The organism is Aquiflexum gelatinilyticum (assembly GCF_024741135.1).
Taxonomy (GTDB): Bacteria; Bacteroidota; Bacteroidia; order Cytophagales; family Cyclobacteriaceae; genus Cognataquiflexum; species Cognataquiflexum gelatinilyticum.
In genome coordinates, this window is the sequence record NZ_JANSUY010000027.1 from 1 (window position 1) to 25,342 (window position 25,342).

Here is a 25,342-nt window from a genome sequence, read left to right on the forward strand (position 1 = left end):
GGTAAGAATAAAATTTACAATCGGTGAAGAAAATAAAATTATTTTTTTGACCTTCTTATTTCAACAATTGTTCCCCCGTTTGGGAGTGCAAAGGTGTAAATCATTTCATTAAACACAAAGTTGTATTTTAAAATAATTAATAAATAGGACAAATGTCACTGATGGTCAGCAACAAAAATTTAAAAAAAATCCTGCCCCGATTTTTAACCGAGGCAGGATATCAATCAAAACCTGATATTTTCTTAAAGTGCCTTCAAAGTGATGTTTCTCCAATACACTTTGATCCCACCGCCATCATGGATCTGCAATAAAATCCCACCTTCGCCTTTACCAATCTTCTCGTCTGTATAATCCACCATTTGGACACCATTAACATAAGATGTGACTCTATCACCATTTACAACGATCTTCATTTTGTTCCAATCGCCATATTTCAAGGCTTTGTCCTTTTCGGGATCAGGCTTGATCAACCAACCTCTGCCATAACTTTCATAAATCCCACCAGTATCGTTTCCCGGAGGGGCAACTTCTACCTGCCAACCTGATACTTTGGTACCGTCAACCGTAGATCGTATAAAAACCCCGCTGTTACCATCCGCTTCTTGCTTAAACTCAAGGTTGATTTCAAAGTTTTTGTAATGCTTTTCTGTTCCCAAATAGCCGTAACCTTTATCAGGACCACTCTCAGATACAATCAATCCGTTTTCCACATACCATTTTTCGGTACCGTAGACTATCCAACCCATCAAATCCTTGCCGTTGAACAACTTCTCTTTTTTCTGTCCAAATGAAACTTGCGCCAATAAGAGGAATAAACATACAATCAATAACTTTTTCATAATGGTCTAATCTTTATGTTTTTGTACCAAACTTCGCTACCGTGATCCTGAAGAGCAATCAATCCGGATTTTGAAATTGCGTAATCGGGAAAAACATCCCACTTACCACTGTTCCGCTTTGTTTTCCAATCCTCAGAGTAAGGCACGAATTCCACTGTCTTCTTTCCGTTCAAATAGTATTCCGCCTTTTCATTGGTGAAAATAATTTTCGAAACATTCCATTCGCCGGCAGGCTTAACTACTCCCTCGAAATCAGGGACGTACATCGCATAGTCAGCCGCCAATGATTGCCAATCTTCCAAAGGCTGCGGGAATCCAAGCTGATCTATCACCTGGTATTCAGGTCCTGTGTAATAAGGTGCCGCATATTTTGGATCCTCCACTACATGATAGAAGACGCCACTGTTTCCACCTGTAGCTATTTTCCAGGTAAACTCCATTTCAAATTGCTCGAAATCCATTGGTGCAAATACAATATCCCCTCCGACATCTCCCCCATCATGACCTAGGCCCTTGAGGGCCCCATCTTCTACGGTCCAATTTGCAGGCAAAGAATCACCATTAAATGCCCTCCATCCATCTGTATTGACACCATCAAACAACAACATCCAACCTGTTGATTTTTCATCCTCTGAGAGTGAATTGTCAGGAAGGATTACTTCAGCAACTTCTTCCGTCACTTCTTCGGCAGGCTTTGGGCCACAGGCCCAAGCCAAGGATATCAAAGCTATCCAAGCTATTCTTGTGTATTTCATAATTAAATCAATTTCATATTTACGGGATCCCATTTCATAAACTTATCTTGAAAGTAACTGTCGTTGCAGAGCAAGGCAGGTGCCGCAGCCCTGAATCCAAAAATCGGATCCTCGGCTACTGTGCCGTTTGTCCTTATGGCATTGAACCAATTTCCAAAATGGTCATAATGCGCGCCTTTCCAGCTTCTTTCGGCAGCGTATACAGTCTCACGGGGAGGAAGGATTTTGGCTCTGCTCTCTTCGGTAGCCCCTCTCAATTTCGCTTGTTCTCTTAAGAACGGATCATCACTTTCAGCATTTTGATTGAGTTTGACGACTACTTCTTCCCACTTCACGTCCATGGAACCTTTGGTACCCACTATTCTCAAATAAGTAGTACCGCTCGTGCCATCCACAAAATTACATCTTAGAGAAAGGTTGAATCCGGGATGCTCAGGAGTCTGGGGATAATCAAACATACCCAACAACACATCGGGAACTTCCCTTCCATCTTTCCAATACCTCAAGCCCCCCATGGAAGATACCTTGGTTGGACCTTTGGAATTGGTAATAAAATGCAAACTTGAAAAGAGGTGGACAAATAAATCGCCTGACATGCCTGTGCCATAATCAAGGTAATTTCTCCATCTGAAGAATCTCAAAGGATCCCAATCTCTAGCTGTGGTATTGGAGATGTATTTTTTCCAATCAACGGTCTGTTCATTTCCATCCTTTGGAACATTATATTGCCATGCGCCTTCAGGAGAATGTCTCGCCCAAAATCCTTCTGCATAAACAATGTCCCCAATGGCCCCGGCGGCAAGAAGTTCTTTGGCCTTTTCATTTCCCAATGAAGAAACACCTTGGCTGCCCACTACCATCACTTTCCCTGATTTTTTCCAAGCGTTGACGACTTCCATTCCTTCTTTGACAGAATGGACCATCGGCTTCTCGCAATAGACATGCTTTCCAGCATTCATGGCATCGATACTGATCTGCTTGTGCCAATGGTCAGGAGTCGCAATGATAACTGCATCAATATCTTTTCTTTTGAGGACTTCCTGATAATCTTGGGTAACAAACAGATTGGCTCCCCACTTCTGCTTGGCCGACTCAAGTCTGCCTTTGTACAAATCACAAACAGCCACCAACTTGACATTGGCATGCCTTAGCGCAGAATTGGTATCTTCTGTACCCATGATTCCAGCTCCAATTAATGCCAAGTTGATAGGAGTATCGTTTACCATTTCAGAGGCAGGACCTCTTTCTAGGAAATTTTTATCGGGAATTTCTTCTGAAAATGCCAAAGGGCTGATCGCTGCTGCGGCACCTGTAGCACCAAGCTTTTTTAAGAAATGTCTTCTATTTTGCTTCATTTTCTAGGATTGGTTATTATTGATATTTGGAATCGAAAAGTTAATTAAAATTTTTATAAAAGTATTTTCAAATGATCTATATTTTTATAAACGGGGGTTTTCCCAAGTAAGCAAACTCTTCTTTAAATACTTTCAAAATATCTTCCAGCAAAAAGCAATCTGCTTCCATACCAAGAAAACATTTCCCCATCCACTATCTTGATTTTAGTTTTGGGTAATTTTTCCTGAAAAAATAAAATGTGTTTTTCTTCGAATGGAAACGGCTCTGAACTGAGCAAAAGGAATTGCGGATTCAAATTGACGATTTCTTCCAAATCAATCTCAGGGTACCGAGATGGATTGATGAGATTTTTGAAACCTGCTTTTTCCAACATGAAATCTATAAAAGTATTGGAACCGACTGCAATCAAAGGATCTTTCCAAATTAGGTAAATAGCAGAACCTTTGAGTTTGAATTCTTTTTCTAAACCATGCTTAATCTCAGACACGATCTCATTGGCTTTTGAAAAAGTATCAGTCAATTCCCCAATGCTCAGAATCATCCGGTAGGCATCTTCCAAGGTGTAAATGTCACTCATCCAAACCGGAAACTTTTCAGCAAGTTTTTCAATCCCTTCCTGATAGTTTTCCTCCTTGTTTCCAATAATCAGGTCAGGTTGAAGCGATTCGATTTTATCAAAATGGAAATTCTTTGTGCCCCCAATAACCGTTATTTCTTTTTTCAATCCTTTGGGATGGATACAAAATTTGGTAACGCCAACAATCTTATCTCTCAAACCCAAATCCACCAAAAACTCTGTCTGCGATGGAACCAAAGAGACAATCCTTTTTGGTGGATTAGGAAGGGAGATGGTGCGATTGAGTTGGTCTTTGTGATAGGGCATGGTTATTTGGTTATTTGGTTATTTGGTTAATTGGTTATTTGATAACACAAAACCTCTGATTGTAAATCTTAATAACTTATTAACTTATTAACCAATAACCTTATTTAATATATCTAAAATCAAACTCCGGATCCAATTCAGCCAAGAATTGATACATCAGAAGAATGATATTTTCGATATCTTCTTTGCTAGCTGTCTCCACGGTCGTGTGCATGTATTTCAAAGGAAGGGAAATCAAGGCAGACGGAACGCCTTCATTGGAATAAGCAAAAGCATCTGTATCTGTTCCGGTACTTCTCGAAGCCGCTGCCCGTTGGAACGGAATGCTGTTTTTCTTAGCGGATTCGATGACCAAATCCAATAACTTTTTGTGAACTGCTGCACCATAAGTCAAGACAGGTCCTTTTCCTGCTACCTGCTCGCCACTTGTTATCTTGGAATACATTGGTGCAGTCGTATCGTGGCACACATCGGTGATGATCGCTACATTCGGCTTGATGCGGGCAGCAATCATTTCTGCGCCACGGAGACCGATTTCTTCCTGCACGGCATTCACTATATATAAGCCGAAAGGAAGCTTGAGACCTGCCTCTTGGATTTTCCTCGCTACCTGTGCGATCATATATCCCCCAATCCTGTTGTCCAAGGCCCTTCCTGAATAGAATTTTCCATTCAATTCCTGTAGTTCATCTTTGAAAGTAATCACGCAACCGACATGGATGCCCAATGCCTCCACTTCTTCTTTGTTTCTTGCCCCGACATCGATAAAAATATTATCCAAAGTCGGCCCTTCTTCTTTTCCTTCTTTCCTGACATGGATCGCCGGCCAACCAAAAACTCCGGGAATAGCAGCTTTGTCTGTGTGGATATTTACTCTCATGGATGGAGCAATCATGTGGTCAGACCCGCCGTTTCTACGGACATAGATATAGCCGTCCCCATTGATATAATTGACAAACCAACTGATCTCGTCGGCATGGGCTTCGATGACGACCTTGTATTCCGCTTCGGGATTGATCACCCCGACGACTGTTCCATAGCTGTCAGTAAAGTAGCTGTCCACATAAGGTTTGATATAATCCAACCAAATCTGTTGGCCCGAGGCCTCAAATCCTGTCGGAGAGGCGTTGTTGAGGTATTTGTAGAGGAAGGCTTGTTGTTTTTCCATTTTGAGTTTTTTTATATTCTAGTCAACAGTCGACAGACGACGGTCCACAGCAGGTTTACAGGTTAGTTTATGTTGTTTCGTAAAGATTGAAGTTTCACAATTAAATTCTCTATAGAAGCATAGAGAATTTAAAATTCATCTTCAACAATAATTCCTCTCTTTCTCCCTAAGTAAAGGCAACCTACTACCTCAATTCCTGATCGGATAGAATATCCTAAAAATTTCTTGAATTCTGCATTCGATTGACCCGTTGATCCCTCTGCAATATTTAAAGCAATCGAATCAGCAGCTCGTTGAAGTTGCTGAGCTAAAACATACTTTTCATCTGCTGGGAATTTTTTAATTAGTTTATTTATCTCCAATGAATAATCCAACGACATTTCCCAAACCCTCAAGTTTTCGAACTTAAAAGCCATACCTTATCTATTTGTTTCAATTACTATTTAAACCATGGTAATAATACCTTTTGCCGGGATCTGTCGACCGTGGACTGTGGTCTGTTGACCTTTTACAATGGAATATTCCCATGCTTCTTCCTTGGTAATTTATCCACTTTGTTTTCGAGCATTTTGAAACCCCGGATAAGTTTTTCTCTTGTTTCGGAAGGGATGATCACCTCATCGATAAAACCTCTGTGGGCAGCGCGGTATGGATTGGCAAATTTGGAAGTATAGTCATCAATTTTTTCCTGAAGTTTGGAGGCCGGATCTTCTGCTTCAGCGATTTCTCTTTTGAAAATAATCTCTGCCGCACCTTTGGGACCCATTACGGCGATCTCAGCAGTAGGCCAAGCAAAATTCAGATCAGCACCTATATGCTTTGAATTCATCACATCGTAGGCTCCTCCATAGGCTTTTCGGGTGATGACGGTAATCCTTGGAACTGTCGCCTCTGAAAACGCATAGAGCAACTTGGCCCCATTGGTAATGATTCCGTTCCATTCCTGATCTGTTCCAGGTAAAAATCCCGGTACATCCACCAAGACCAATAGCGGTACATTGAAGGAGTCACAAGTCCTCACAAACCTTGCTGCTTTCATTGAAGCATGGTTGTCCAAAACACCTGCAAGTGATTGTGGTTGATTTCCGACTATTCCGATGCTTCTACCTGCAAGTCTTGCAAATCCCACAACAATATTGTCTGCATAGTTTTTATGAACTTCCAGAAATGATCCTTCGTCACAGATTCCATCCACTACATCGCGGATATCATAAGGATGATTGGGATTATCGGGAATGATGGTATCCAAAACTTTCCTGGACTCATCATCTTTCAGATCATAGGCATAAACAGGAGCGGTATCCTCGCAGTTTTGGGGCATATAACTGAGTAATTTTTTGATGTTTTGGATACATTCCAATTCATTGGCACAAGCAAAATGAGTTACCCCACTTTTGGTGGAATGTGTGCTAGCCCCGCCCAACTCTTCTGCAGTGACATTTTCGGCAGTGACGGTTTTTACGACATTGGGTCCGGTCACAAACATGTAAGAGGTGTTTTCGACCATCAGGATAAAATCTGTGATAGCAGGAGAATACACCGCCCCGCCGGCACATGGTCCCATGATGGCTGATATCTGAGGCACTACGCCCGAGGCCAAAGTATTTCTATAAAAAATATCCGCATATCCACCCAAAGAGACAACGCCTTCCTGAATCCTTGCGCCTCCCGAATCATTCAAACCAATGACGGGCGCACCGTTTTTCATGGCCATGTCCATGATTTTGCAGATTTTCTCCGCATGTGTTTCCGAAAGAGATCCTCCAAAAATTGTAAAGTCCTGTGAATACACATAGACCAAACGGCCATTGATTTCTCCATATCCTGTCACCACGCCATCGCCTAAATAATGCTCTTTGTCAAGACCAAAGTCTTTGGCACGGTGCATCACAAATTTGTCAATTTCCTGAAAAGTACCTTCGTCTAGCAAAAAATGTATCCTTTCCCTTGCCGTAAGTTTGCCTTTCTTGTGTTGGGCAGCAATTCTTGCTTCTCCCCCGCCGAGCAAAGCTTCCTCGTTTTTTTTATTCAGTAATTCAAACTTGTCCTTATTGGAGGGAAGGGTATACACGCCTTTGATTTTGCTGTCCATGTCTCTAAAGTTATTTGGTTTGGTCAAATATAATGCGGGACAATCTAGTGAGGAAATTTAAATTGAGGAACATCCCGGAAATTCGATTTCGTGGCAATAGAAAAATTCTTAACAATGGAATTAGAATAAACTTTTTATATTCGCGCATTCAAAAATCAAGGTGGTATGATTCCGACCAAAGCTGCAATCATCGACATGGGTACCAATACGTTTCACCTACTTTTAGTGGAATTGTATGCAGACAGGTTCGAGACAATTTATAAGGAGAAAATCCCTGTCAAAATCGGGCAGGGTGGCATCAGCCGCAACACCATCCATCCGGATGCTGAAAAAAGGGCTTTTCATACATTGCATCATTTCAGAAACCTGATCGATGGAGAAGGAATCACCAGCATTTTTGCCTTTGCCACAAGCGGTGTACGAAATGCAGACAATGGAAAAGAATTTGTAGCCAAAATCAAAGAGGAATTTCAGATTGATGTTCTCGTCATCGATGGGGAACAGGAAGCCCAAATGATCTATGAAGGCATCAGATTTAGTGGTTCTTTAAATGGGGAAACCTGTTTGATGATGGACATAGGTGGCGGTTCGGTAGAATTTATCATCGGTAATTCACAGGAAGCATTTTGGAGAAAAAGTTTTGAAATTGGTGGACAAAGAATGCTTGATTTGTTTCATTACCATGATCCAATTTTGCCTGGTGAGGTGGAGAACCTGACTGTTTATCTTGAAGAAAAACTTGGAGACCTTGTCAATGCCATCAAAAAATATAATCCAACAGGAATCGTAGGCTCTTCAGGTACTTTTGATACGCTGACAGACATTTATTTTGCTTCGTTGCATGAAACCAAGTTGAAGACACAACAGGTATTTCAGCTGCCAAGAGAAGAATTCGAATTGATAGTCCAAAAGCTTTTGACCCTAAATAGAGAAGAAAGACTTTTGATCCCGGGCATGATCGAAATGCGAGTGGATATGATTGTCGTGGCAGCTTGTTTGATAGAGTACATATTAAAGTTTGTTCCTGTTTCTACCTTGACATGTTCGAGTTTTGCATTGAAAGAAGGGGCAATTGCTGAATTGATGGGTAAGCATTCCCAAGCTGTCTCTTTGATGAGCAGGTAATCAAATCATCCTACTAATCCGGATCACAAAAACATGGTATTTACTTACGCCGAATTATTCGATTTCACCAAATCCATACTTTTAAATATCGGATGTCCTGAAAAAGATGCTGCTCTGGCTGCGGATGTTTTGCTTTCTGCCGATCTCAGGGGAGTTGATTCTCATGGCGTGGCAAGGCTTTCGGGTTATGTGAGACTGTGGGAAAAAGAAAGAATCAACGCAACCCCAAATATCAAGATCGTCCATGAAACCCCGAGTACAGCTGTTGTTGATGGCGACGGTGGTTTGGGTTTGGTTGTCGCACCTTTTGCTATGCAAGTGGCAATTGACAAAGCTAAAATTGCAGGTACGGGATGGGTTTCGGTGAAGCATTCAAACCATTACGGTATCGCAGGTTATCATGCTATGATGGCTCTCGAACATGACATGATCGGGATCTCGTTGACAAATGCCAGTCCTTTGGTAAGCCCGACTTTTTCTAAAGAAAGGTTGCTAGGAACCAATCCGATTGCAGTGGCAATCCCTGCCAAAAGCCAACCCGCTTTTGTGGCAGATATGGCCACCACAACGGCAGCAAATGGGAAATTGGAAATCCTGCAGAGAAAAGAAATGGATGCACCACTCGGTTGGGTGCAGGACAAAGACGGCAATCAGACGACCGATTCCAATGGCGTTAAAAAGGGAGGCGCTTTGTTGCCTCTGGGAGGAGACAGGGAACATGGTTCGCACAAAGGATATGCATTGGGGGCGATAGTGGATATATTTTCCGCAGTCCTTTCGGGAGCAAATTATGGGCCATGGGTCCCACCTTTCGTGGCATTCCTTGAGCCGGATCCCAATCCTGTCGGTGAGGGTTTAGGCCATTTTTTTGGTGCGATGCGCGTAGATGCTTTCCGTCCTGCGGATGACTTCAAATCCCATATGGACAATTGGATCGGTAGATTCCGTCAGGCAAAACCTACCGAAGGAAATGAAAAAGTATTGATTCCTGGAGATCCTGAGCGTGAACTTGAAGCAGAAAGAAGAATCAGTGGAATCCCTTTATTAAAACCTGTAGTTGACGATTTGCGAAGTTTGGGAGAAAGGTTTGGAGTAAAATTATAATCAGAGGTCTACCCAAAACATACCCCATCTTCATTTATTTTTTGAATAAATTTTCCCACTTTTTTTTTATTGGCAAGATTGACCTCTAAATAATTTAAATTAGTTCGTGGTTGATCAACCACCCATCAAATCCCATTTGTTTGGTTTTTACCTTTTTGTAAATTGTATTTCTTTCAAATCTTTTACCTATATCCCCAAAAAAAACCTATGAACACATCCAACTACAACAGAAGACAATTCCTAAAAACCGGCGGTTTTGCCACCTTGGCATTGGCAAGCATGGGAATGATGGGAATGAACCCCATCCAAAATGAGAAACCGCTGAAAGTAGCACTCATCGGATCGGGTTGGTATGGCAAAAGTGACCTGTTCAGATTGATCCAGGTAGCGAATGTGGATGTTGTTGCCCTTTGTGATGTGGATCAAAACATGTTGAAGGAAGCAGGCGATCTGGTATCCAAAAGACAAAAATCAGGGAAAATACCAAAGTTGTATACTGACTACCAGGAATTGCTGAAAGAAAACAAACTAGACATCACTGTGATCGGTACCCCCGATCATTGGCATGCCTTACAGGCCATTGCCGCCATCAAATCAGGTTCGCATGTTTACCTTCAAAAACCGATCTCAGTCGATGTCATCGAAGGAGAAGCAGTGGTAGCTGCTGCGCGAAAATACAACAAAATGGTGCAGGTGGGTACACAGAGAAGAAGTACGCCACACCTTTTGGAAGCAAAAAAGCAAGTCTTGGAAAGTGGTATGTTAGGAAAAATCTCACATGCTGAAGTCTGTTGCTATTATCACATGAGAGCCAATGGCAATCCCCCGGTAGAACCTGTTCCTGCATTTTTGGATTATGACATGTGGACAGGTCCGGCTCCGCTCAGGCCTTATGATGGAATCCCACATACAAGGTGGTGGAGAACTTTCATGGAATATGGAAATGGGATCCCGGGCGATATGTGTGTTCACATGTTGGATACAGTACGTTGGCTTCTTGGATTAGGATGGCCAAAAAAAATCACCGCAACAGGTGGAATATATGTCCAAAAAGAGGGGAAATCAAATATTGCAGATACCCAAACAGCCATCTATGAATTTGATGGACTGAATGTCGTGTGGCAACACCGTACTTGGGGCAATCCTGTGGATCCTGAATATCCTTGGGCGTTCAAGATCTTTGGGGAAAAAGGTACTTTGGCAGGAAGCACCATGAAAGCCGAGTTTATTCCTATTGGCAAAGGTGAAAAAATCCTTTTCGATGTCTTGTATGAAAAGGAACAATATCCTGAAGACCTGACCGAAAACAGGATCGAACTCAATGCGGCTCCTGCTACAAGAAGACAGATGCAAAACCTATTGAATTCCATGAAAACAGGTGAACTTCCTGTAGCGGATATTGAGCAAGGCCATATTTCAACAGCAAGTTGCATTTTGGCAAATATGTCTATGGAATTGGGAAGACCACTGGTCTATGATCCAAAAAAGAGAATTGTGGTAGGTGATGAAGAGGCAACTCAAAAACTCCGAAGACCATACCGCGGGCCTTGGGTACATCCCGAACCAGACAATGTTTAATCCAAATCCCCTGAAAAATTTCAGGGGATTTTTTTATAACAATTGTCGCGATCCATGACCTCAAAGCGTCTTGAGGGAGAAATAACAAAAACCAACTATGAAAATTACTGGATTGCAAACAAACTTTACCGGCCTAATGAAGTCGGTATCAACCTTATTTCTTTTTCTGATTTTATTTTCAGGATGTGTCAATGATTTGGAACAGCCGGCACAAGCTCCATCTGCTTTTGTTTCCATTTTTCATGGATCACCCGATGGTCCTGATTTGGATATTTACGCAGAGTCAAAAAAGATCAATAACCAACCTTTACTGTTTGGTCAGTCTTTTCCTTACAGCGGTTTCTTTGCCGGTGAAAGAAGACTTCGATTTAATCCATTTAATGCGCAAAATACACTTTTGGAAAAAAATGTATCCCTCTTACAGGATAAAATCTATACCGTCTTTCTGGTGAATAAAGCAGCTGACATAGACGCTATTCAGGTCGAAGATATTTGGGAAGAACCTGACGGATTAAAAACCCAAATGAGACTTGTACACTTATCCCCTGATTCTGGAGACCTCGAAGTAAGCATAGCAGAACAAACTCCTTTTGGCCCTTCCACCACTTACCTTTCCATTTCAGATTTTCTTGAAATGGAAAAAGGTAAAGTAAAAGTTGTAGTCAAATCCAAATCCACAGGAGAAGTCCTTGTCACAGTCAATGAAATTGAATTGCTTGGAAATAGGGTATACACTTTGGTTGTAAGGGGATTTGCTAATCCTTCCAACGGCAACAACCCAATCAGTGTCCAACTGCAAACCAATTTTATCAAATTCTAAAAATTTTGTTTTTTTGTGGAAAACCCGGGGGCAATGCTTCCGGGATTTTTTTTACCCAAAAAGGTCTGAACTCAGATACCTATCCCCTCTGTCACAGGTAATGCAGACAATTGTCCCGGATTCAAGTTCTTCCGAAAGCCGGAGCGCAGCATACAATGCGCCCCCACTGCTCATTCCTGCTAATATACCTTCTTCCTTGGCCATCCTTCTGGTCATATTCGTTGCGGCTTCCTGACTGACATCTATCACCCGATCTACCCGGGTAGCATCAAAAATCCTTGGCAAAAATTCCGGAGTCCATCTCCTGATTCCAGGAATCTGAGAACCGTCAGTAGGTTGTGTACCTACAATCTGAATCGATGGATTTTTCTCTTTGAGGTATTTCGATACCCCCATGATAGTACCTGTGGTACCCATTGCCGAAACAAAATGGGTGACTTTTCCTTCAGTATCTTTCCATATCTCCGGACCGGTACTATAATAATGCGCCATATAATTGTCCGGATTAGAAAACTGGTCGAGCATAAAATACCCTTCCTCCGCAGCCATTTTATCCGCCAATTCCCTTGAATACTCAATGGTTCTTTCTGCAGGTGTCAAGATTACTTTGGCACCATATGCTTCCATGGATAAGATCCTTTCTCTGGTAGAATTGTCAGGCATAATCAAGGTCATTTTAAGACCGAGAATATTAGCAACCATGGCCAAAGCAATCCCTGTATTGCCTGAAGTGGCCTCCACAAGCCTGTCTCCGGGTTTGATATCCCCTCTTTCAAGAGCACACTTGATCATATTGTATGCAGCGCGGTCCTTTACACTTCCCCCGGGGTTTTGTCCCTCCAGTTTACAAAAAATCTTCACCCTTGGATTGGTAGGGATTTTGACTGCCTCTACCAAAGGTGTATTTCCTATCAGGTCAATTAATTTCATCCTTCATTTTTTATAATATAGGTATCAGTTTGATCCAGATCAGGATTATACATTTTTGCCTGATAATAAATTTTACTGTTGGCAGGAACGCTTTTAGTGATCCAAACATTTCCTCCTATAGTAGAATTCCTTCCAATGACCGTATTTCCTCCTAAAATCGTCGCTCCTGCATAAATCACAACATCATCTTCTATAGTAGGATGTCTTTTTTTATCCGCATCTTCTTTGTCAACACTCAACGCACCCAAGGTGACTCCTTGGTATATCTTGACACAATTACCGATTACAGTAGTCTCGCCGATTACGATACCTGTACCATGGTCAATACAGAATCTTTCTCCGATCTTGGCACCGGGATGAATATCCACGCCTGTTCTGCCATGGGAATATTCAGTTATCATTCTTGGAATCAGAGTCACTCCATAGGAATGTAACAAATGTGCGATTCTGTAAGCCGCAACCGCATAAAATCCGGGATAGCACCTGATGATCTCCGTCACGGATTTGGCTGCAGGATCTCCGTCATACAAAGCCTGTACGTCCTGGATCAAAAGATCATAAACCCGTTCCAGATTGTCAAAAAAGCCATTGGCTATTTCAATTCCATCTCCCTTATAGAGGTGCTTATTTCTCAATAAAACCTGGGAAAGTTTATGCTTCAGTTCTTCGATTTTTTCTGCAACCTGCTCTTCTTCTTTCAAAATCTCTGATGCAAAATCAGGAAAAAGCAATCCGAGTACACTTTCAAAAAAAGTATGGATCAACTTTGGGGAAGGACATTGAGGGCAATCCTGATGTGATTTACTGAGTTTTTTTATCAAAGAATTCATATTCTTTTTATTGAATGATTAAAGAAAAAATCCAACCCTGATGACATAAGGCTGGTTATAAGGAGACCTCAAAGGGTCATATAAGAAGTTATACAAAATGGTGAAATTGGCTCCTCCCCTATTTCCAAAAGGAGTAAAATATCCTCCTCCAAGAAATAAACCCGGAACCCATTCTCTTTCAAACCTATCCAAACGGGGATTGTACAGGTCAAGGTTAAGACTTTCAAATTCGGAATGCAAAAAGAAATTTTGAAAAACATTATTTCTCAAAAAACCCCTTCCTCCATAAATGATATTGTCACCTTCAGGAAATCTTGAATCATTAAAGTATTGAAAAGTCCCACCTAGGCCTCCTGATAGGGTATTGGTTAACATCACTCCAGCGAGCGGGGAAATATCGACAAAAGTGATGGTACCAAATGAGAGCCCTAAATTCCCCCCAAAATAAACCCTGTCTTTAAACGGTGCTTTTTCGCCTTGCTGAATTTCTCTTTGGGCAAGTGTAGGAACGGTGACTAGCAAGAAAAAAAACAATCCTGCAAAAAAAACCGCTCTATTCTTCGACCACCACATATAAATCCTCACTTTCTTTTTTCATCAAATACCTTTCACGGGCAAACTTTTCCAGAAGTTCGTAATTGCTCATCAATTCCTCCCTGTCTGCTAAGATTTTTTCTTTCCTATCTTGGTAGAATTCCTTTTGCTTCTCTAATTCTTTGATTTTTGAACGAAGCTTAAACTGGGTGAGAATATCATTAGAATCAATAAACACCATCCATACAATAAAAAATAGAGTAAACAGGAAATAGAAATTCTTGGTGTATTTGAGGTACTTTTTCATGGTATTCTCCTTGGTCAAAACAAATATATACATTGAAGTCAAATATTTCCACTATTGGCCATTATTTGAATATCCCCGTTTTTTTCAAGTACGGCTGTATCCGATCAAACAGAAAGCAAATCAGTTTATACCTTATTTTACAAATTTAAATTCTTGAATAATTATATTGTTGGAATAACAAATCAATCTTATGAGAAGAAATTTAACAAAGGTCTGTACCGGTTTGAGCCTGGCTTTATCTCTGGTTCATTTTTCGGCTGTTAAGGCACAGGAAATAAAACCCACCACAGCCAAAGAAATGAAAGAAGCGGTAATCTTACATCAAGAGATGTTGACCAATTCTCCTTTTAGAAACTATCCGGCAAGAAATATCGGTCCTACCAATATGAGCGGAAGGATAGTCGACATTGAAGTGACCAATGATTTCAAAACATATTTTGTTGCAGCGGCTTCAGGTGGAATTTGGAAAACCAAAGACAACGGACAATCTTTCAAACCAGTTTTTGATCATCAAGGAGCATTAGGAATCGGTGATATGGCCATTTCCCCATCCAATAACGATATCATTTGGATTGGAACAGGAGAGAATAACTCTAGCCGGTCCACCTATGCCGGATCAGGAATTTATAAATCAACAGATGGCGGAGCTACCTGGGAATTTATGGGATTGCCGCATTCGCAGCATATAGGTCAGATTCAGATCCATCCAACCAACCCGGATATTGTTTGGGTTGCTTCTATGGGATCTTTGTATTCCAAAAATGAGGAACGTGGAATTTACAAAACCAAAGACGGAGGGAAAACCTGGAAAAAGACACTTTTTATTGACGATAACACAGGGGTTATCGACCTAAAATTCCATCCATCCAATCCAAACATCATGTTGGCAGCATCTTGGGAAAGGTTCAGACAAGGTCATGATTTCATCGGAAATGGAAAAGGGTCAGGTATCTGGAGATCCGAAGATGGAGGTGACTCTTGGAAAAAATCAGGTACAGGTTTCCCACAGGATGAATTTGTAGGAAGAATTGGGTTTGACTTCAGTCTCAGCAATCCTTCTGTAGTCTATGCCCTACATGATTATCAAAAAATGCAGGAAAGACCAGCCAGACAAAACCAAAATCAAAACAACGAGGATCTGAAATTTGAAAGTTTCAAAACAATGTCTGCCTCAGATGTAGAAAGTATTGACAATGATAAACTGAATAAATTTCTAAGAACCAATCGATTTGCTACTAAATATAATGCGGAAAGTGTCAAGAAACTGATAAAATCAGGGAAAATCACGCCACTTCAGATAGCGGAATATAATGGCTCTGGTCAAGATGCCAATTCGAATCTCTTTAATGCTTCAGTCATAGGCGCTGAAGTGTACCGCTCAGATGATGCGGGTAGTACTTGGAAAAAAGTCAGCGAATCCAATCTTGACAGATTGTATAATTCATATGGATATTACTTTGGTGAAATCAGGGTCAGCACACAAGATGAAAATGAAATGTTTATTTTGGGCGTACCTCTTTTGGTTTCAAGGGATGGGGGAAAGAATTTCGCAAGAACCGACACAGTCGGAGACGTCCATTCAGACCATCAGTCCATGTGGATCAATCCAAAAGACTCTAAGCACATTCTTTTAGGAACAGACGGTGGTATCTACAGTTCATTTGGAAGTGGCGAAAGATGGACCCATCTTAATGACCAATTGACGATCAGTCAGTTTTATTCCATTATGGTAGATGAAAAAACACCCTACAATGTCTATGGAGGTATGCAGGACAATGGTGTTTGGTTTGGTTCCTCTACCAACAAACCCGAAGTGCCTTGGGCCTCACTCATGGGTGGAGATGGAATGGTGGTTGCGGTAGATACCAGATCCAATGATGTGATTTATACTGGATTCCAATTTGGAAATTACTTCAGAATCAATACAAAAACTGAAGAGAGAAAATTGGTTACGCCTGGACATGACATCGGGCGTGCCCCAAATCGATGGAACTGGAGAACGCCTGCTATCCTGAGCAGCCATAATCAGGATATTTTCTATATGGGTTCCCAGTATGTTTACAGAAGTTTGGACAGGGGGGATACTTGGGAGACCATTTCTCCTGATCTGACCAAAAACCAAAAAAGCGGAAATGTTCCTTTTGCCACACTTTCAGTGATTGAAGAATCCCCTCTTGAATTTGGAACTCTCTATGCGGGTTCGGATGATGGAAATATCTGGGTGACCAAAGACCATGGAAATTCTTGGATAGATATATCCAAAGGTTTGCCACAAAATAGATGGATCAGTAGCATTTCACCTTCTCAACATGCTGAGGGAACTGTATATGTTACCCTTACCGGATATAGGTTTGACGAGTTTACCCCATTTGTGTATAAAAGTCAGGACTACGGCAAGACTTGGGCACAAATCTCAGGCAATTTGCCAAAAGAGGCTATCAACATCGTCAAAGAAGACCATACCAATCCGAATATTCTTTATCTGGGAACTGACCACGGTCTTTATGCTTCCCTCAACGGCGGAAAAAGTTATGATTTGTTTCAGGGAAATATCCCAAATGTCGCAATCTATGATATGGTGATCCAAAAAAGAGAAAATGACTTGGTAATTGGTTCTCATGGCAGAAGTGTATTCATTGTGGACTTGGACCCACTTCAAAAGCTCGCCCAGAACCCTGCTGCTGAAGCAATATTGTTGAGTGCCTCTGAAATAAGGTTAAACCAAAGGAGATCACCTTGGGCAGAAGCACCTACGACAAAGCCTAATCAGTCGATAATGTTTTTTGTAAATCAGGCCGGAGAAACAAGCTTCGAAGTGAAGAACGAAAATGGAGATAGTCTGAAATCTTGGTCCGTGGATTCCACAAAAGGAATCAATAGCACAAGTTGGGAATACGGAAATATCGGGAAAGGAAAATATAAAATCCTGATCAAGAAGAATTCAGGAGCCGATGAGTTGGCCTTTGAAATCAAATAAAAAAGAGGTCCGGAAATCCAGACCTCTTTTTTTTAGAACAATCTAAAACCTGCTGATAAAATGATTTGATTTTGGCGTTGATCGGTCTGGAATAAAGGAGAGCTTTTTGAAATCTTGCTCAAGGAACTTTCGTATTTGAGGTCAAAAATCAAATTGCCCACATCAAGACCAATGCCTGCCTGATAGCCAAAGGTGGAAGTTTTGTAATCCAGATCCAAAGGCACGTTCAAGGCATCTTCGATTTTATAATCTACGAGAATCGTCGCTATCGGCCCTGCCTGGACCCTGAAAAAATCGAAAAACTTAAATCCAAACATGAGAGGAATGTCGAACCTGTCAAAATTTGCATCAAAGGTAGTTTCGGTATTTCCATTGTCAGTTTTGATCACAGATCCTCCTGTGTTAGTATAAAGGAATTCGGGCTGAACAAAGATGGAACTTCCTCCCATTCTGACAAAAAGTCCCAAATGATAGCCAAATTCATTACTTCCTGATTCAAATTCATCGCCGTTAACGTGAATATTTGCAGATGAAATCCCCGCTTTAGGGCCTATGGAAAAGTCCTGACCATAAACGCCAATACTAAGAATCATCGAAGAAATAAGGAAAATAAGTTTTTTCATTGTCGCAGATGTTTAAGTTCTCGACAATTTAACGAGTAAAAAACAGGAAATTGCAAAAAAAATGATTTTTTATGCTTTGAATAAAAGTCCCGGATGAAACGGTTAAATGATTAATCTTTTGTTTGAAAGTCTAGAATTCCTTAATCGAAAACAGTTTAAAAGTCCTATTAATTTAACCGATGGAATTCCTACTCTAGGCTTTGACAAATGAGCAAATTCAATCCAAACAGTAATCATTAACCCCTTAAATACCTAAAAAACTTGAGAAGGTATTGTTTGGACCCGGAAAAATTAGGATGCTCTATCTAATACAAACTGATTGGCAATATTATACAACTCAGTATAATCCATCGGTTTTGGCAATAATCGGTCAAATGGAATAACAGTGATGCTTCTAAAATAATCGATATCCCCTGCGGTAAATCCGATAATTGGAATCTGTCCGGTCTTATCTCTTTGTTTGATTTCAGCAAGGAGTTCAATCCCGTCCATTTCCGGCATCATGATATCAGTGATTACAATATTGATTTCATCATCACCTACAAACAAATCAAGCGCCTCTTGTCCGTTTTGTGCAGTCACAACGGTATTGTTTCTCCTTTCAAATAATTTTTGAAGGATCAGTCTGTTTATAGCATCATCATCGACTACTAAAACTTTCATATGTCAGATCAGGTGACCGGGTGATAAAAACGCTTTGTGGGTAATACCTTTAAATAAGGCTATTTTTTAAACAAAAAGCAAATTTGATTACTCAAAACAAAAAAAGGGCCAAAAAATTGGCCCTTTTAAATTATTTTTTTTGAAATGATATCAACCACCTTCCTGAGGAGTTCCGAATACACCTAAAAGATCTAACAATACCAAAGCAATGACAACAGGACATACCCATTTGATAAAGAATATCCATGTTTTTCTAGCCGCACCCTTAAATCCGGGAGATCCTTGTGCAATTTCATCGGCAAAATCCCCGATTTTCTTAGCCCAACCTGTATACAAACTTAACATCAAACAAATCACCACTACTGCAACAGTACCGAAAGTGAAATCCATGATGTCAAAAAATCCGATTTTGGTATTTCCCAAAAATGATATAGACATGCTATTGAATATACTTCCTTCGATTGAAGACATAGCTGAAGGTATGGAAAGAGCCATGGCCGCAATCCCGACAATCCAGGCTGCTTTTTTCCTGCTCCATTTTCTATCATCAATCAAATAAGAAACAGGTACTTCCAACATAGAAATCGTAGAAGTCAAGGCCGCAACCATTAACAATAAGAAAAACAAACCTCCTATGATATTTCCACCCGGCATTGCATCAAAAACTCTTGGCAATACATCAAAAACCAAAGCAGGACCTGCAGCAGGGTCTTTTCCAGGAAGCAACGCAAATAAAGCAGGGAAAACCATCAAACCACCCATCAAGGCAACCGCAGTATCCATACCGGCTATCCATCCAGAAGAAGCAACAATATTACCGTTTTTGGGCAGATAAGAACCAAAAGTAATCATCAGACCCCAACCTACAGACATGGAAAAGAAAGCCTGTCCCAAAGCCTGAAGCACAACTTTAGAATTAATCTTTGAGAAATCAGGATTCAGGTAATATTCAATACCGGCACTTGCACCTTCAAGGGTGACACTTCTACCCGCAATAAAGACCACAATGATCAGCAAAAGAGGCATCAAAAATTTTGCTGCCTTCTCGATTCCTCCTGAAATACCGCCCAATACAATTCCGATTGTCATCAATATAAAGGCAAATGTCAAAGGAATGATATACATCGGGGTTTCTTGGAACTCCTCAAAATCAACTGGGATATTGATTACTTCAGTGAAAATATATCCAAGCGTCCACCCGGCAATCACTGAATAATAACTCAACACAAAAAAACAAACCAAAACGCAAAGGATACCTGCAAGCTGCCAAAATTTGTTACCTCCGGTACCTCTGATAGCACCTATGGGGTTTTTACCGGACAATCTCCCCAAAGAAACTTCATTGAGCAAAAGTGGAAGTCCGATAAGCAATACGCAGAGGACATAAACAAATACAAAGGCACCTCCACCATTTTGTCCTGTGAGGTATGGAAACCTCCAAATATTACCCAAACCTACCGCTGAACCGGCAGCAGCCATAATAAACCCAAAACTTGAGCCGAATTGACCCCTACCTGGAGCATCTGTTTTAATCGCCATAGTCTATCAATTACTTGTGATTTGATTAATTTTTTATTTTTAAGAATCGGCTAATTTAAGTTGTTTTGCCAAAATACCAATCCCAGCCAAAAAAGATTTGGGGGAATACCCAAGTTCCTTCTTTGCCTTGTCAATTATAAAACCTGTTCGTGGCGGACGCCTAGCTGGCTGTGTAAAAAGTGTGGAATCCGACTCAGTAATCAAGCTTTTATCAAGTCCGAAATATTCAGCAGTCTGAATCGCCATGTCATATGGCGTCAAAAAATCAGCTCCGGAAATATTAAAAATCCCCGTTGCTCCTTTTTTCATGATCAAAACACAGCCTTCCGCAAGGTCTTCTGCCAATGTCGGAGTTCGCCATTGGTCATTCACAACTTTGATATTCTTCCCTTCCTCTAATGATTTTTTGACCCAAAGGATAATATTGGATCTGCTCATGTCCTCGGCAATTCCATATACCAAAACTGTCCTGACAATCGCCCAAGGGATTTTTGATTGAACCAAAAGGTTTTCGGCTTCCATTTTTGTAACTCCATAATAATTAACCGGATTGGCTTTAGCTTCCTCTGTGTAAGGCCCATCAGCTCCGTCAAAAATAAAATCCGTGGAAAGGTGGATCAGATGGGTGTTATTATTCTCACAAGCTTCGATCAAATACCTGACTGCCTCCACATTCAAAATCCTGCACCCTTCCATGTCTTTTTCACAGTCATCCACTTGGGTCATCGCCGCGGTATGAATCACTGTGCCAGGATTTTTAATAGAAAAGACTTGCAAAACCTGGTCTCTATCTGTGATGTCTAAATCTACCCAAGAGTAACTTCCTACCCATTTTTTGGGTAATCTTGATGGTCCCTTTCCAGTTGCAATCACCTCTACAGAATCATCTAATCTTAAAAAGCCGACTAATTTTTGTCCCAAGAGCCCATTTGCCCCGGTGATCAAAACCTTTTTTTTATTTATTGATTTCATAGACGTAGCCGAATTCTTTGGAGATTTTAGCTTTTGAAATCAATTCCACTGTGACCTTCATATAAATGGGATCAAGTGGCTTACCTCTTTGCCCTGTCTGAACAGATGCGATTTTTTCCATAACATCGAGTCCCTTGATCACTTCCCCAAAGACGGTGTATTCTCCATCCAAATGGGGTGTACCTCCGATTGTGGTATAGGTTTGTACCTGTTTGGGAGTCATTGGCTCTTCTAAATTCAAATTGTAAAAAGCTTCCAGATTGGCCTTTTCAGAAAGCATCCGTTGTCTAAGACTGTCAAACTGTTGGGCTTCATAGAGTCTGGCATATTCCTCTTTCAAGGCTACGTTACTGCCCAATTGAATGTACTTGAAATAGGTCTCCGACAAAAGCTCCATGTCTGTCACTAATTCATCAGGGGCGTAGGTTTTTCCTTGAACAATATAAAACTGCGAACCGCTAGATCTCTTTTCAGGATTTACCTTGTCATCCATCCTTGCAGCGGCTATCATCCCCTTTTTATGGATCAATCCGTGAACAATTTCCGCCTCAATTGTCGGCCAAGTATTTGCAGGAAGTTTCTCTTTGGCAAATACATCTCCGCCCTGAATCATAAAACCCTTGATAATTCTATGGAATTCGGTCGAATCGAATCTTCCTGCTTCGGCTAATTCAATAAAATTTTGCTTGTGTTTAGGTGCCTCATCAAACAAAACAGCGTACATGTCTCCATGCTTTGTTTGGATCTTGACAACATAATCCTTTTCGACCGAACAGGAAAAAAGTGCCAAAACCAATAATACAACAGGAATAAAACTTAATCTTTTCATTTTTTCAGATCTGATTTAATTTGTTTCAATATCTCATCTCCTCCACTTTCCAATACCAATTTGGCCAATTCCTTTCCCAACTCTTCAGCCTGAAATGATGGGCCCGACACTTGGTGAATAATCCTTTTAGAACCATCTAGCGAAACGATTCCTCCTTTGAGAAGAAGTTTGTCTGCTTTATTTTCTGCCAAAGCAAAAACCGGTATACTGCAACCGCCTTCCAAAACTCTCAGATATGCCCTTTCTGCAAGCAAACGGTATCCTGTGGCTTCATGATGGCAGGCTTTAATGATTTTTGACTTGAGCATGGAGTCTAGGTTTACAGAAGACTCTATCGCCACAGAACCCTGACCTACTGCCGGTGTAAATTCATCCAATGAAAGTTCATGTCGGATCATCTCATCGTATCCCATTCTGTGAGCACCTGCATAAGCGAGCAGCAGTGCATCGCACAGTCCTGCTTCCATTTTGGAGATTCTCGTTTGGAGATTCCCCCTAACTTCTACTGTTTTGATATGGGGATAAAAATGCTTCAGTGTGGCTACTCGCCTTGTAGAGGATGTTCCCAAAAGCAGGGGTTTGTCAGAGTTTGTATAGTCGATATCTGTCTGATGGCTTAGTATGATGTCATTTTCTTTTTCCCTTTCGGTAAAAGCGATGATTTCAAATCCATCGGGCAACTTGGACTGCATGTCTTTGGCACTGTGGACGGCAATATCGATGGCTCCGGTGGTAAGTTGCTCCTCCAACTCCTCCGTAAAAACTCCTTTGCTTCCGATTTTGGCAATGGAGACATCCAAGATTTTATCGCCTTTGGTATCAATTTGGACGATCTCAGTTTCAAGTCCTTTTGCTTTGAGAAGGTCAGCGATGTGATACGCCTGCCAAAGGGCTAATTTACTTCCCCTAGTGCCTATCCGGATCGGTTTGTTCATTCTTTTTTTTCTTTTTATTAATTCTCTTCTCTACAGATTCTTCTATGAACTTAACAATCTCTCCGGCGATATTCACTCCAGTGGCCTGCTCAATTCCTTCCAATCCGGGAGAGCTGTTTACTTCCAATATCAAAGGTCCTCTCTCGGACTGCAACATATCCACCCCAGCAATGTCCAAACCAAGGGCTTTTGCTGCGCCAAGGGCAGCGGCTTTTTCTTCCTTGGTCAATTTGATAACTGTAGCCACACCCCCCCTATGTAAGTTGGATCGGAATTCACCTTCTGCGCCTTGCCTTTTCATTGCCCCCACTACTTTGCCGTTGACGACAAATGCCCGGATATCAGCTCCTTTTGCTTCTTTGATAAATTCCTGCACGATGATCCTTGCTTTCAACCCATGAAAAGCTTCAATGACTGACTGTCCGGCTTTTTTGGTTTCGGCAAGGACCACACCTAATCCTTGTGTTCCTTCCAACAACTTGATGATTAGCGGTGCCCCACCCACCCTTTCGATCAGGGCTTTTTCACCTCCTTTGGAAAAATTAGTAAATGCCGTCTTTGGCATCCCTAGACCTGCTTTGGACAAGATCTGAAGACTTCTGAGCTTGTCCCGACTTCTGACAATCGCCTGAGAATCCACCGCAGAAAATACCCCCATCAACTCAAACTGACGGACTACGGCTGTTCCATAAAAGGTGACCGAAGCTCCGATTCTTGGGATAATTGCATCGACACCTTCCAGTTTTTCACCTTTGTAGATGATATAAGGCCCCTCCTGCTCAATGATCAGATCGCAAAGGGAATGGTCCACGACCAAAGCCTCATGCCCGGCAGTCCTGATGGCTTCTATCAACCTTTTGGTAGAAAAAAGGTGTGGATTTCTGGAAAGTATTGCAATCTTCATTTTTGTGATTTCTTTGACAGGTTAATAGAATCTACGTCCACTAAAAATCTCCCTCTTAACAATTTCCTTCCAATCAATATCGGAATCCTCATTTTTGACCTGTCTGTAAGGGTAAATTCGGCATCAAATTCCTCCCCAAACATAACGACTTTTGTATTCACTTTGTACCTGACTTCTGCCTGACCAAAGGAATTCTTTACTACCTTTTCAGTAAAATCTTCAGTCCGAATCACTTTGCTTTTATATTTTTTGTGGTTTGGGGAAAGAACTTTGAAATATAGTACCGGAATAGAATTTTCGATTTTCTCCTCCGCAAATTCACAATGGATCGAGGAGGTATAGGCACCGGTGTCAATTTTGGCAGTGACATTTTTCAAACCCCATATTGGGATGTAAATTTTTTCCCTTCTACCGATTGTCTTTTTCATAGTCAGGTTGTTTGGGCAGGTCTCATGATCCTAGCTATCCGGAATGACAGATCAGCAAAAAGTATCCGGACATTGGCGTTTCTTTCTATATGGTAATGAGTCTCATTCAAAGCCTGATAGATCGCCATGAGCTTTTCCTCATCGAGGACATGTACACCGAGGTTATGTATAAATTCACGGTCAGATTCAATACTGCGCATCAATTCCCCCAATTGTGACTTGTCCAGCATCACTTCTCTCATCACATTGATCCCGCTAAGAAGGAGGGATTTTTGGGCTTCTTTGTCTTTGGAACTGAATATTTCAACAAATTCCAACATCTCGTTGACATTCACAGAATAGCAGGAACGGAACCAATCCCTGACCAACCGCGTAAATTCATCACCTACCTGATCCACCATCCTGTAAGCCTCCCGCATATTCCCATCTGCCAAAGGTGCTATCTGCATGGCTGTTTCCCTTGAAATCTTATGCTCCTGTATCAAGTGCTGCATCACTTCTTCATCAGTAAATGCCCTGATCATGATCTTTTGGGTTCGGGAAAGAATGGTCGTCAACAATTGCTCAGGATGGGAAGTCACGAGAATAAAAAGTGTCTTGGCAGGCGGTTCCTCCAATATTTTCAAAAGGGAATTTGCAGATTGGGCATTCAGATATTCCGAAGACCAGATCAGCATGATCTTGTACCCGCCTTCAAATGATTTGAGCGAAATTGTTTTGATGATCTGCTTTGCAGCTGCTTTAGAAATGTTGAGCTGCTTTTTCTCAAAGTTATTCTTGTAAATCCAGTCAGAAACATTCCCAAAAGGAGTCTCTATTGCAAAACCTCTGAATGAGGATGGGAAGTCGGTCTTTTTTCCTTTATTTTCCTCATCCTCGTCTTCCTTACTTTCCCCCACCAATGGAAACACGAAGTTCATATCCGGATGGACAAGCCGGGACATTTTTTGGCAGGAAGGGCAGGTCCCACAGGAATCATTGTCACCGGGTTGTTGGCAAAGCGAATAGGTCGCCAATGCTATGGCCATCTTGAGATTTGCAGAACCCTCCGGCCCATGAAACAACAGGGCATGCGCCAAATGGTTATTTTTGACAGCTTGGACAATTTTCTCCTTTACTTCTTCCAATCCTGGAATAGATGAAAACAGCAT

25 protein-coding genes are annotated in these 25,342 nt (G+C 41.3%); 5 read left to right on the top strand and 20 right to left on the bottom strand.

Features of this window, described 5'->3' with window-relative positions; genetic code table 11:
• Positions 1-242 precede the first annotated feature (242 nt).
• The 7 genes from NU887_RS19795 to NU887_RS19825 form a co-directional block, all read right to left on the bottom strand.
• A complete protein-coding gene (locus NU887_RS19795) occupies positions 243-839 on the bottom strand; it encodes a 3-keto-disaccharide hydrolase (protein ID WP_258425126.1) in 597 nt (198 codons plus the stop codon).
• A complete protein-coding gene (locus NU887_RS19800) occupies positions 836-1,594 on the bottom strand; it encodes a 3-keto-disaccharide hydrolase (RefSeq protein WP_258425127.1) in 759 nt (252 codons plus the stop codon). Before NU887_RS19800 ends, NU887_RS19795 begins: the two co-directional genes overlap by 4 nt.
• A gap of 2 nt (positions 1,595-1,596) precedes the next feature.
• Positions 1,597-2,949: a Gfo/Idh/MocA family oxidoreductase gene (locus NU887_RS19805; protein ID WP_258425128.1), complete on the bottom strand. Its 1,353-nt coding sequence runs from the start codon at positions 2,947-2,949 to the stop codon at positions 1,597-1,599.
• A gap of 122 nt (positions 2,950-3,071) precedes the next feature.
• Positions 3,072-3,833, bottom strand: a complete 762-nt coding sequence (locus tag NU887_RS19810; RefSeq protein WP_258425129.1) for an ABC transporter substrate-binding protein — start codon at positions 3,831-3,833, stop codon at positions 3,072-3,074.
• A 100-nt stretch (positions 3,834-3,933) separates the two neighbouring features.
• Entirely contained in the window at positions 3,934-5,001 is a 1,068-nt protein-coding gene (locus NU887_RS19815) for a M42 family metallopeptidase (RefSeq protein ID WP_258425130.1), read from the bottom strand.
• A 128-nt stretch (positions 5,002-5,129) separates the two neighbouring features.
• A complete protein-coding gene (locus NU887_RS19820) occupies positions 5,130-5,417 on the bottom strand; it encodes a four helix bundle protein (RefSeq protein WP_258425131.1) in 288 nt (95 codons plus the stop codon).
• 92 nt (positions 5,418-5,509) lie between these two features.
• Complete coding sequence (locus NU887_RS19825; protein WP_258425132.1) at positions 5,510-7,093, bottom strand: acyl-CoA carboxylase subunit beta; 1,584 nt, start codon at positions 7,091-7,093, stop codon at positions 5,510-5,512.
• Between the two features lie 165 nt (positions 7,094-7,258).
• Here NU887_RS19825 and NU887_RS19830 point away from each other — a divergent pair, with 165 nt between their 5' ends.
• The 4 genes from NU887_RS19830 (at position 7,259) to NU887_RS19845 (ending at position 11,720) form a co-directional block, all read left to right on the top strand.
• Positions 7,259-8,218: a Ppx/GppA phosphatase family protein gene (locus NU887_RS19830; RefSeq protein ID WP_258425133.1), complete on the top strand. Its 960-nt coding sequence runs from the start codon at positions 7,259-7,261 to the stop codon at positions 8,216-8,218.
• 33 nt (positions 8,219-8,251) lie between these two features.
• Positions 8,252-9,322, top strand: coding sequence for an Ldh family oxidoreductase (locus tag NU887_RS19835; protein WP_258425134.1), 1,071 nt, complete (start codon positions 8,252-8,254; stop codon positions 9,320-9,322).
• Positions 9,323-9,529: 207 nt separating this feature from the next.
• Positions 9,530-10,900 carry a Gfo/Idh/MocA family protein gene (locus NU887_RS19840; RefSeq protein WP_258425135.1) on the top strand — a complete coding sequence of 457 codons (1,371 nt, stop codon included), beginning with the start codon at positions 9,530-9,532 and terminating at the stop codon, positions 10,898-10,900.
• A gap of 136 nt (positions 10,901-11,036) precedes the next feature.
• A complete protein-coding gene (locus tag NU887_RS19845; protein ID WP_258425136.1) occupies positions 11,037-11,720 on the top strand; it encodes a DUF4397 domain-containing protein in 684 nt (227 codons plus the stop codon).
• A 51-nt stretch (positions 11,721-11,771) separates the two neighbouring features.
• On the opposite strand, the gene cysM is transcribed toward NU887_RS19845, so the two are convergent.
• The 4 genes from cysM to NU887_RS19865 are packed head-to-tail and all read right to left on the bottom strand — an operon-like array spanning position 11,772 to position 14,321.
• Positions 11,772-12,650 (bottom strand): cysteine synthase CysM, encoded by an 879-nt coding sequence (gene cysM / locus NU887_RS19850; protein WP_258425137.1) that lies wholly within the window; start codon positions 12,648-12,650, stop codon positions 11,772-11,774.
• A complete protein-coding gene (gene epsC, locus NU887_RS19855; protein ID WP_258425138.1) occupies positions 12,647-13,480 on the bottom strand; it encodes a serine O-acetyltransferase EpsC in 834 nt (277 codons plus the stop codon). The genes cysM and epsC overlap by 4 nt, the downstream gene beginning before the upstream one ends.
• A gap of 18 nt (positions 13,481-13,498) precedes the next feature.
• Positions 13,499-14,053, bottom strand: coding sequence for a hypothetical protein (locus NU887_RS19860; RefSeq protein WP_258425139.1), 555 nt, complete (start codon positions 14,051-14,053; stop codon positions 13,499-13,501).
• Positions 14,034-14,321 (bottom strand): FtsB family cell division protein, encoded by a 288-nt coding sequence (locus tag NU887_RS19865; protein ID WP_258425140.1) that lies wholly within the window; start codon positions 14,319-14,321, stop codon positions 14,034-14,036. The genes NU887_RS19860 and NU887_RS19865 overlap by 20 nt, the downstream gene beginning before the upstream one ends.
• A 190-nt stretch (positions 14,322-14,511) precedes the next feature.
• Between NU887_RS19865 and NU887_RS19870 the strand changes: the two genes are divergently transcribed.
• Positions 14,512-17,298 carry a WD40/YVTN/BNR-like repeat-containing protein gene (locus NU887_RS19870; RefSeq protein WP_258425141.1) on the top strand — a complete coding sequence of 929 codons (2,787 nt, stop codon included), beginning with the start codon at positions 14,512-14,514 and terminating at the stop codon, positions 17,296-17,298.
• A 32-nt stretch (positions 17,299-17,330) separates the two neighbouring features.
• On the opposite strand, the gene NU887_RS19875 is transcribed toward NU887_RS19870, so the two are convergent.
• The 9 genes from NU887_RS19875 to NU887_RS19915 all read right to left on the bottom strand — a co-directional run bounded on the left by NU887_RS19875 (position 17,331) and on the right by NU887_RS19915 (position 25,342).
• Positions 17,331-17,921: a PorT family protein gene (locus NU887_RS19875; protein ID WP_258425142.1), complete on the bottom strand. Its 591-nt coding sequence runs from the start codon at positions 17,919-17,921 to the stop codon at positions 17,331-17,333.
• A gap of 291 nt (positions 17,922-18,212) precedes the next feature.
• Complete coding sequence (locus NU887_RS19880; protein WP_258425143.1) at positions 18,213-18,584, bottom strand: response regulator; 372 nt, start codon at positions 18,582-18,584, stop codon at positions 18,213-18,215.
• 150 nt (positions 18,585-18,734) lie between these two features.
• Positions 18,735-20,123 carry a sodium-dependent transporter gene (locus NU887_RS19885; RefSeq protein WP_258425144.1) on the bottom strand — a complete coding sequence of 463 codons (1,389 nt, stop codon included), beginning with the start codon at positions 20,121-20,123 and terminating at the stop codon, positions 18,735-18,737.
• Positions 20,124-20,162: 39 nt separating this feature from the next.
• Entirely contained in the window at positions 20,163-21,095 is a 933-nt protein-coding gene (locus NU887_RS19890; protein ID WP_258425145.1) for an SDR family oxidoreductase, read from the bottom strand.
• Positions 21,079-21,924, bottom strand: coding sequence for a peptidylprolyl isomerase (locus tag NU887_RS19895; RefSeq protein ID WP_258425146.1), 846 nt, complete (start codon positions 21,922-21,924; stop codon positions 21,079-21,081). Before NU887_RS19895 ends, NU887_RS19890 begins: the two co-directional genes overlap by 17 nt.
• On the bottom strand, positions 21,921-22,859 hold the full coding sequence (gene hemC, locus NU887_RS19900; protein WP_258425147.1) for a hydroxymethylbilane synthase: 939 nt from the start codon (positions 22,857-22,859) through the stop codon (positions 21,921-21,923). The genes NU887_RS19895 and hemC overlap by 4 nt, the downstream gene beginning before the upstream one ends.
• Complete coding sequence (gene rimK, locus NU887_RS19905) at positions 22,831-23,763, bottom strand: 30S ribosomal protein S6--L-glutamate ligase (RefSeq protein ID WP_258425148.1); 933 nt, start codon at positions 23,761-23,763, stop codon at positions 22,831-22,833. The genes hemC and rimK overlap by 29 nt, the downstream gene beginning before the upstream one ends.
• Positions 23,760-24,191 (bottom strand): ATP-dependent zinc protease family protein, encoded by a 432-nt coding sequence (locus NU887_RS19910; protein WP_258425149.1) that lies wholly within the window; start codon positions 24,189-24,191, stop codon positions 23,760-23,762. Before NU887_RS19910 ends, rimK begins: the two co-directional genes overlap by 4 nt.
• A 2-nt stretch (positions 24,192-24,193) precedes the next feature.
• The gene (locus NU887_RS19915; protein ID WP_258425150.1) at positions 24,194-25,342 is read right to left on the bottom strand and encodes a DNA polymerase III subunit; all 1,149 of its coding nucleotides are present in this window, start codon (positions 25,340-25,342) and stop codon (positions 24,194-24,196) included.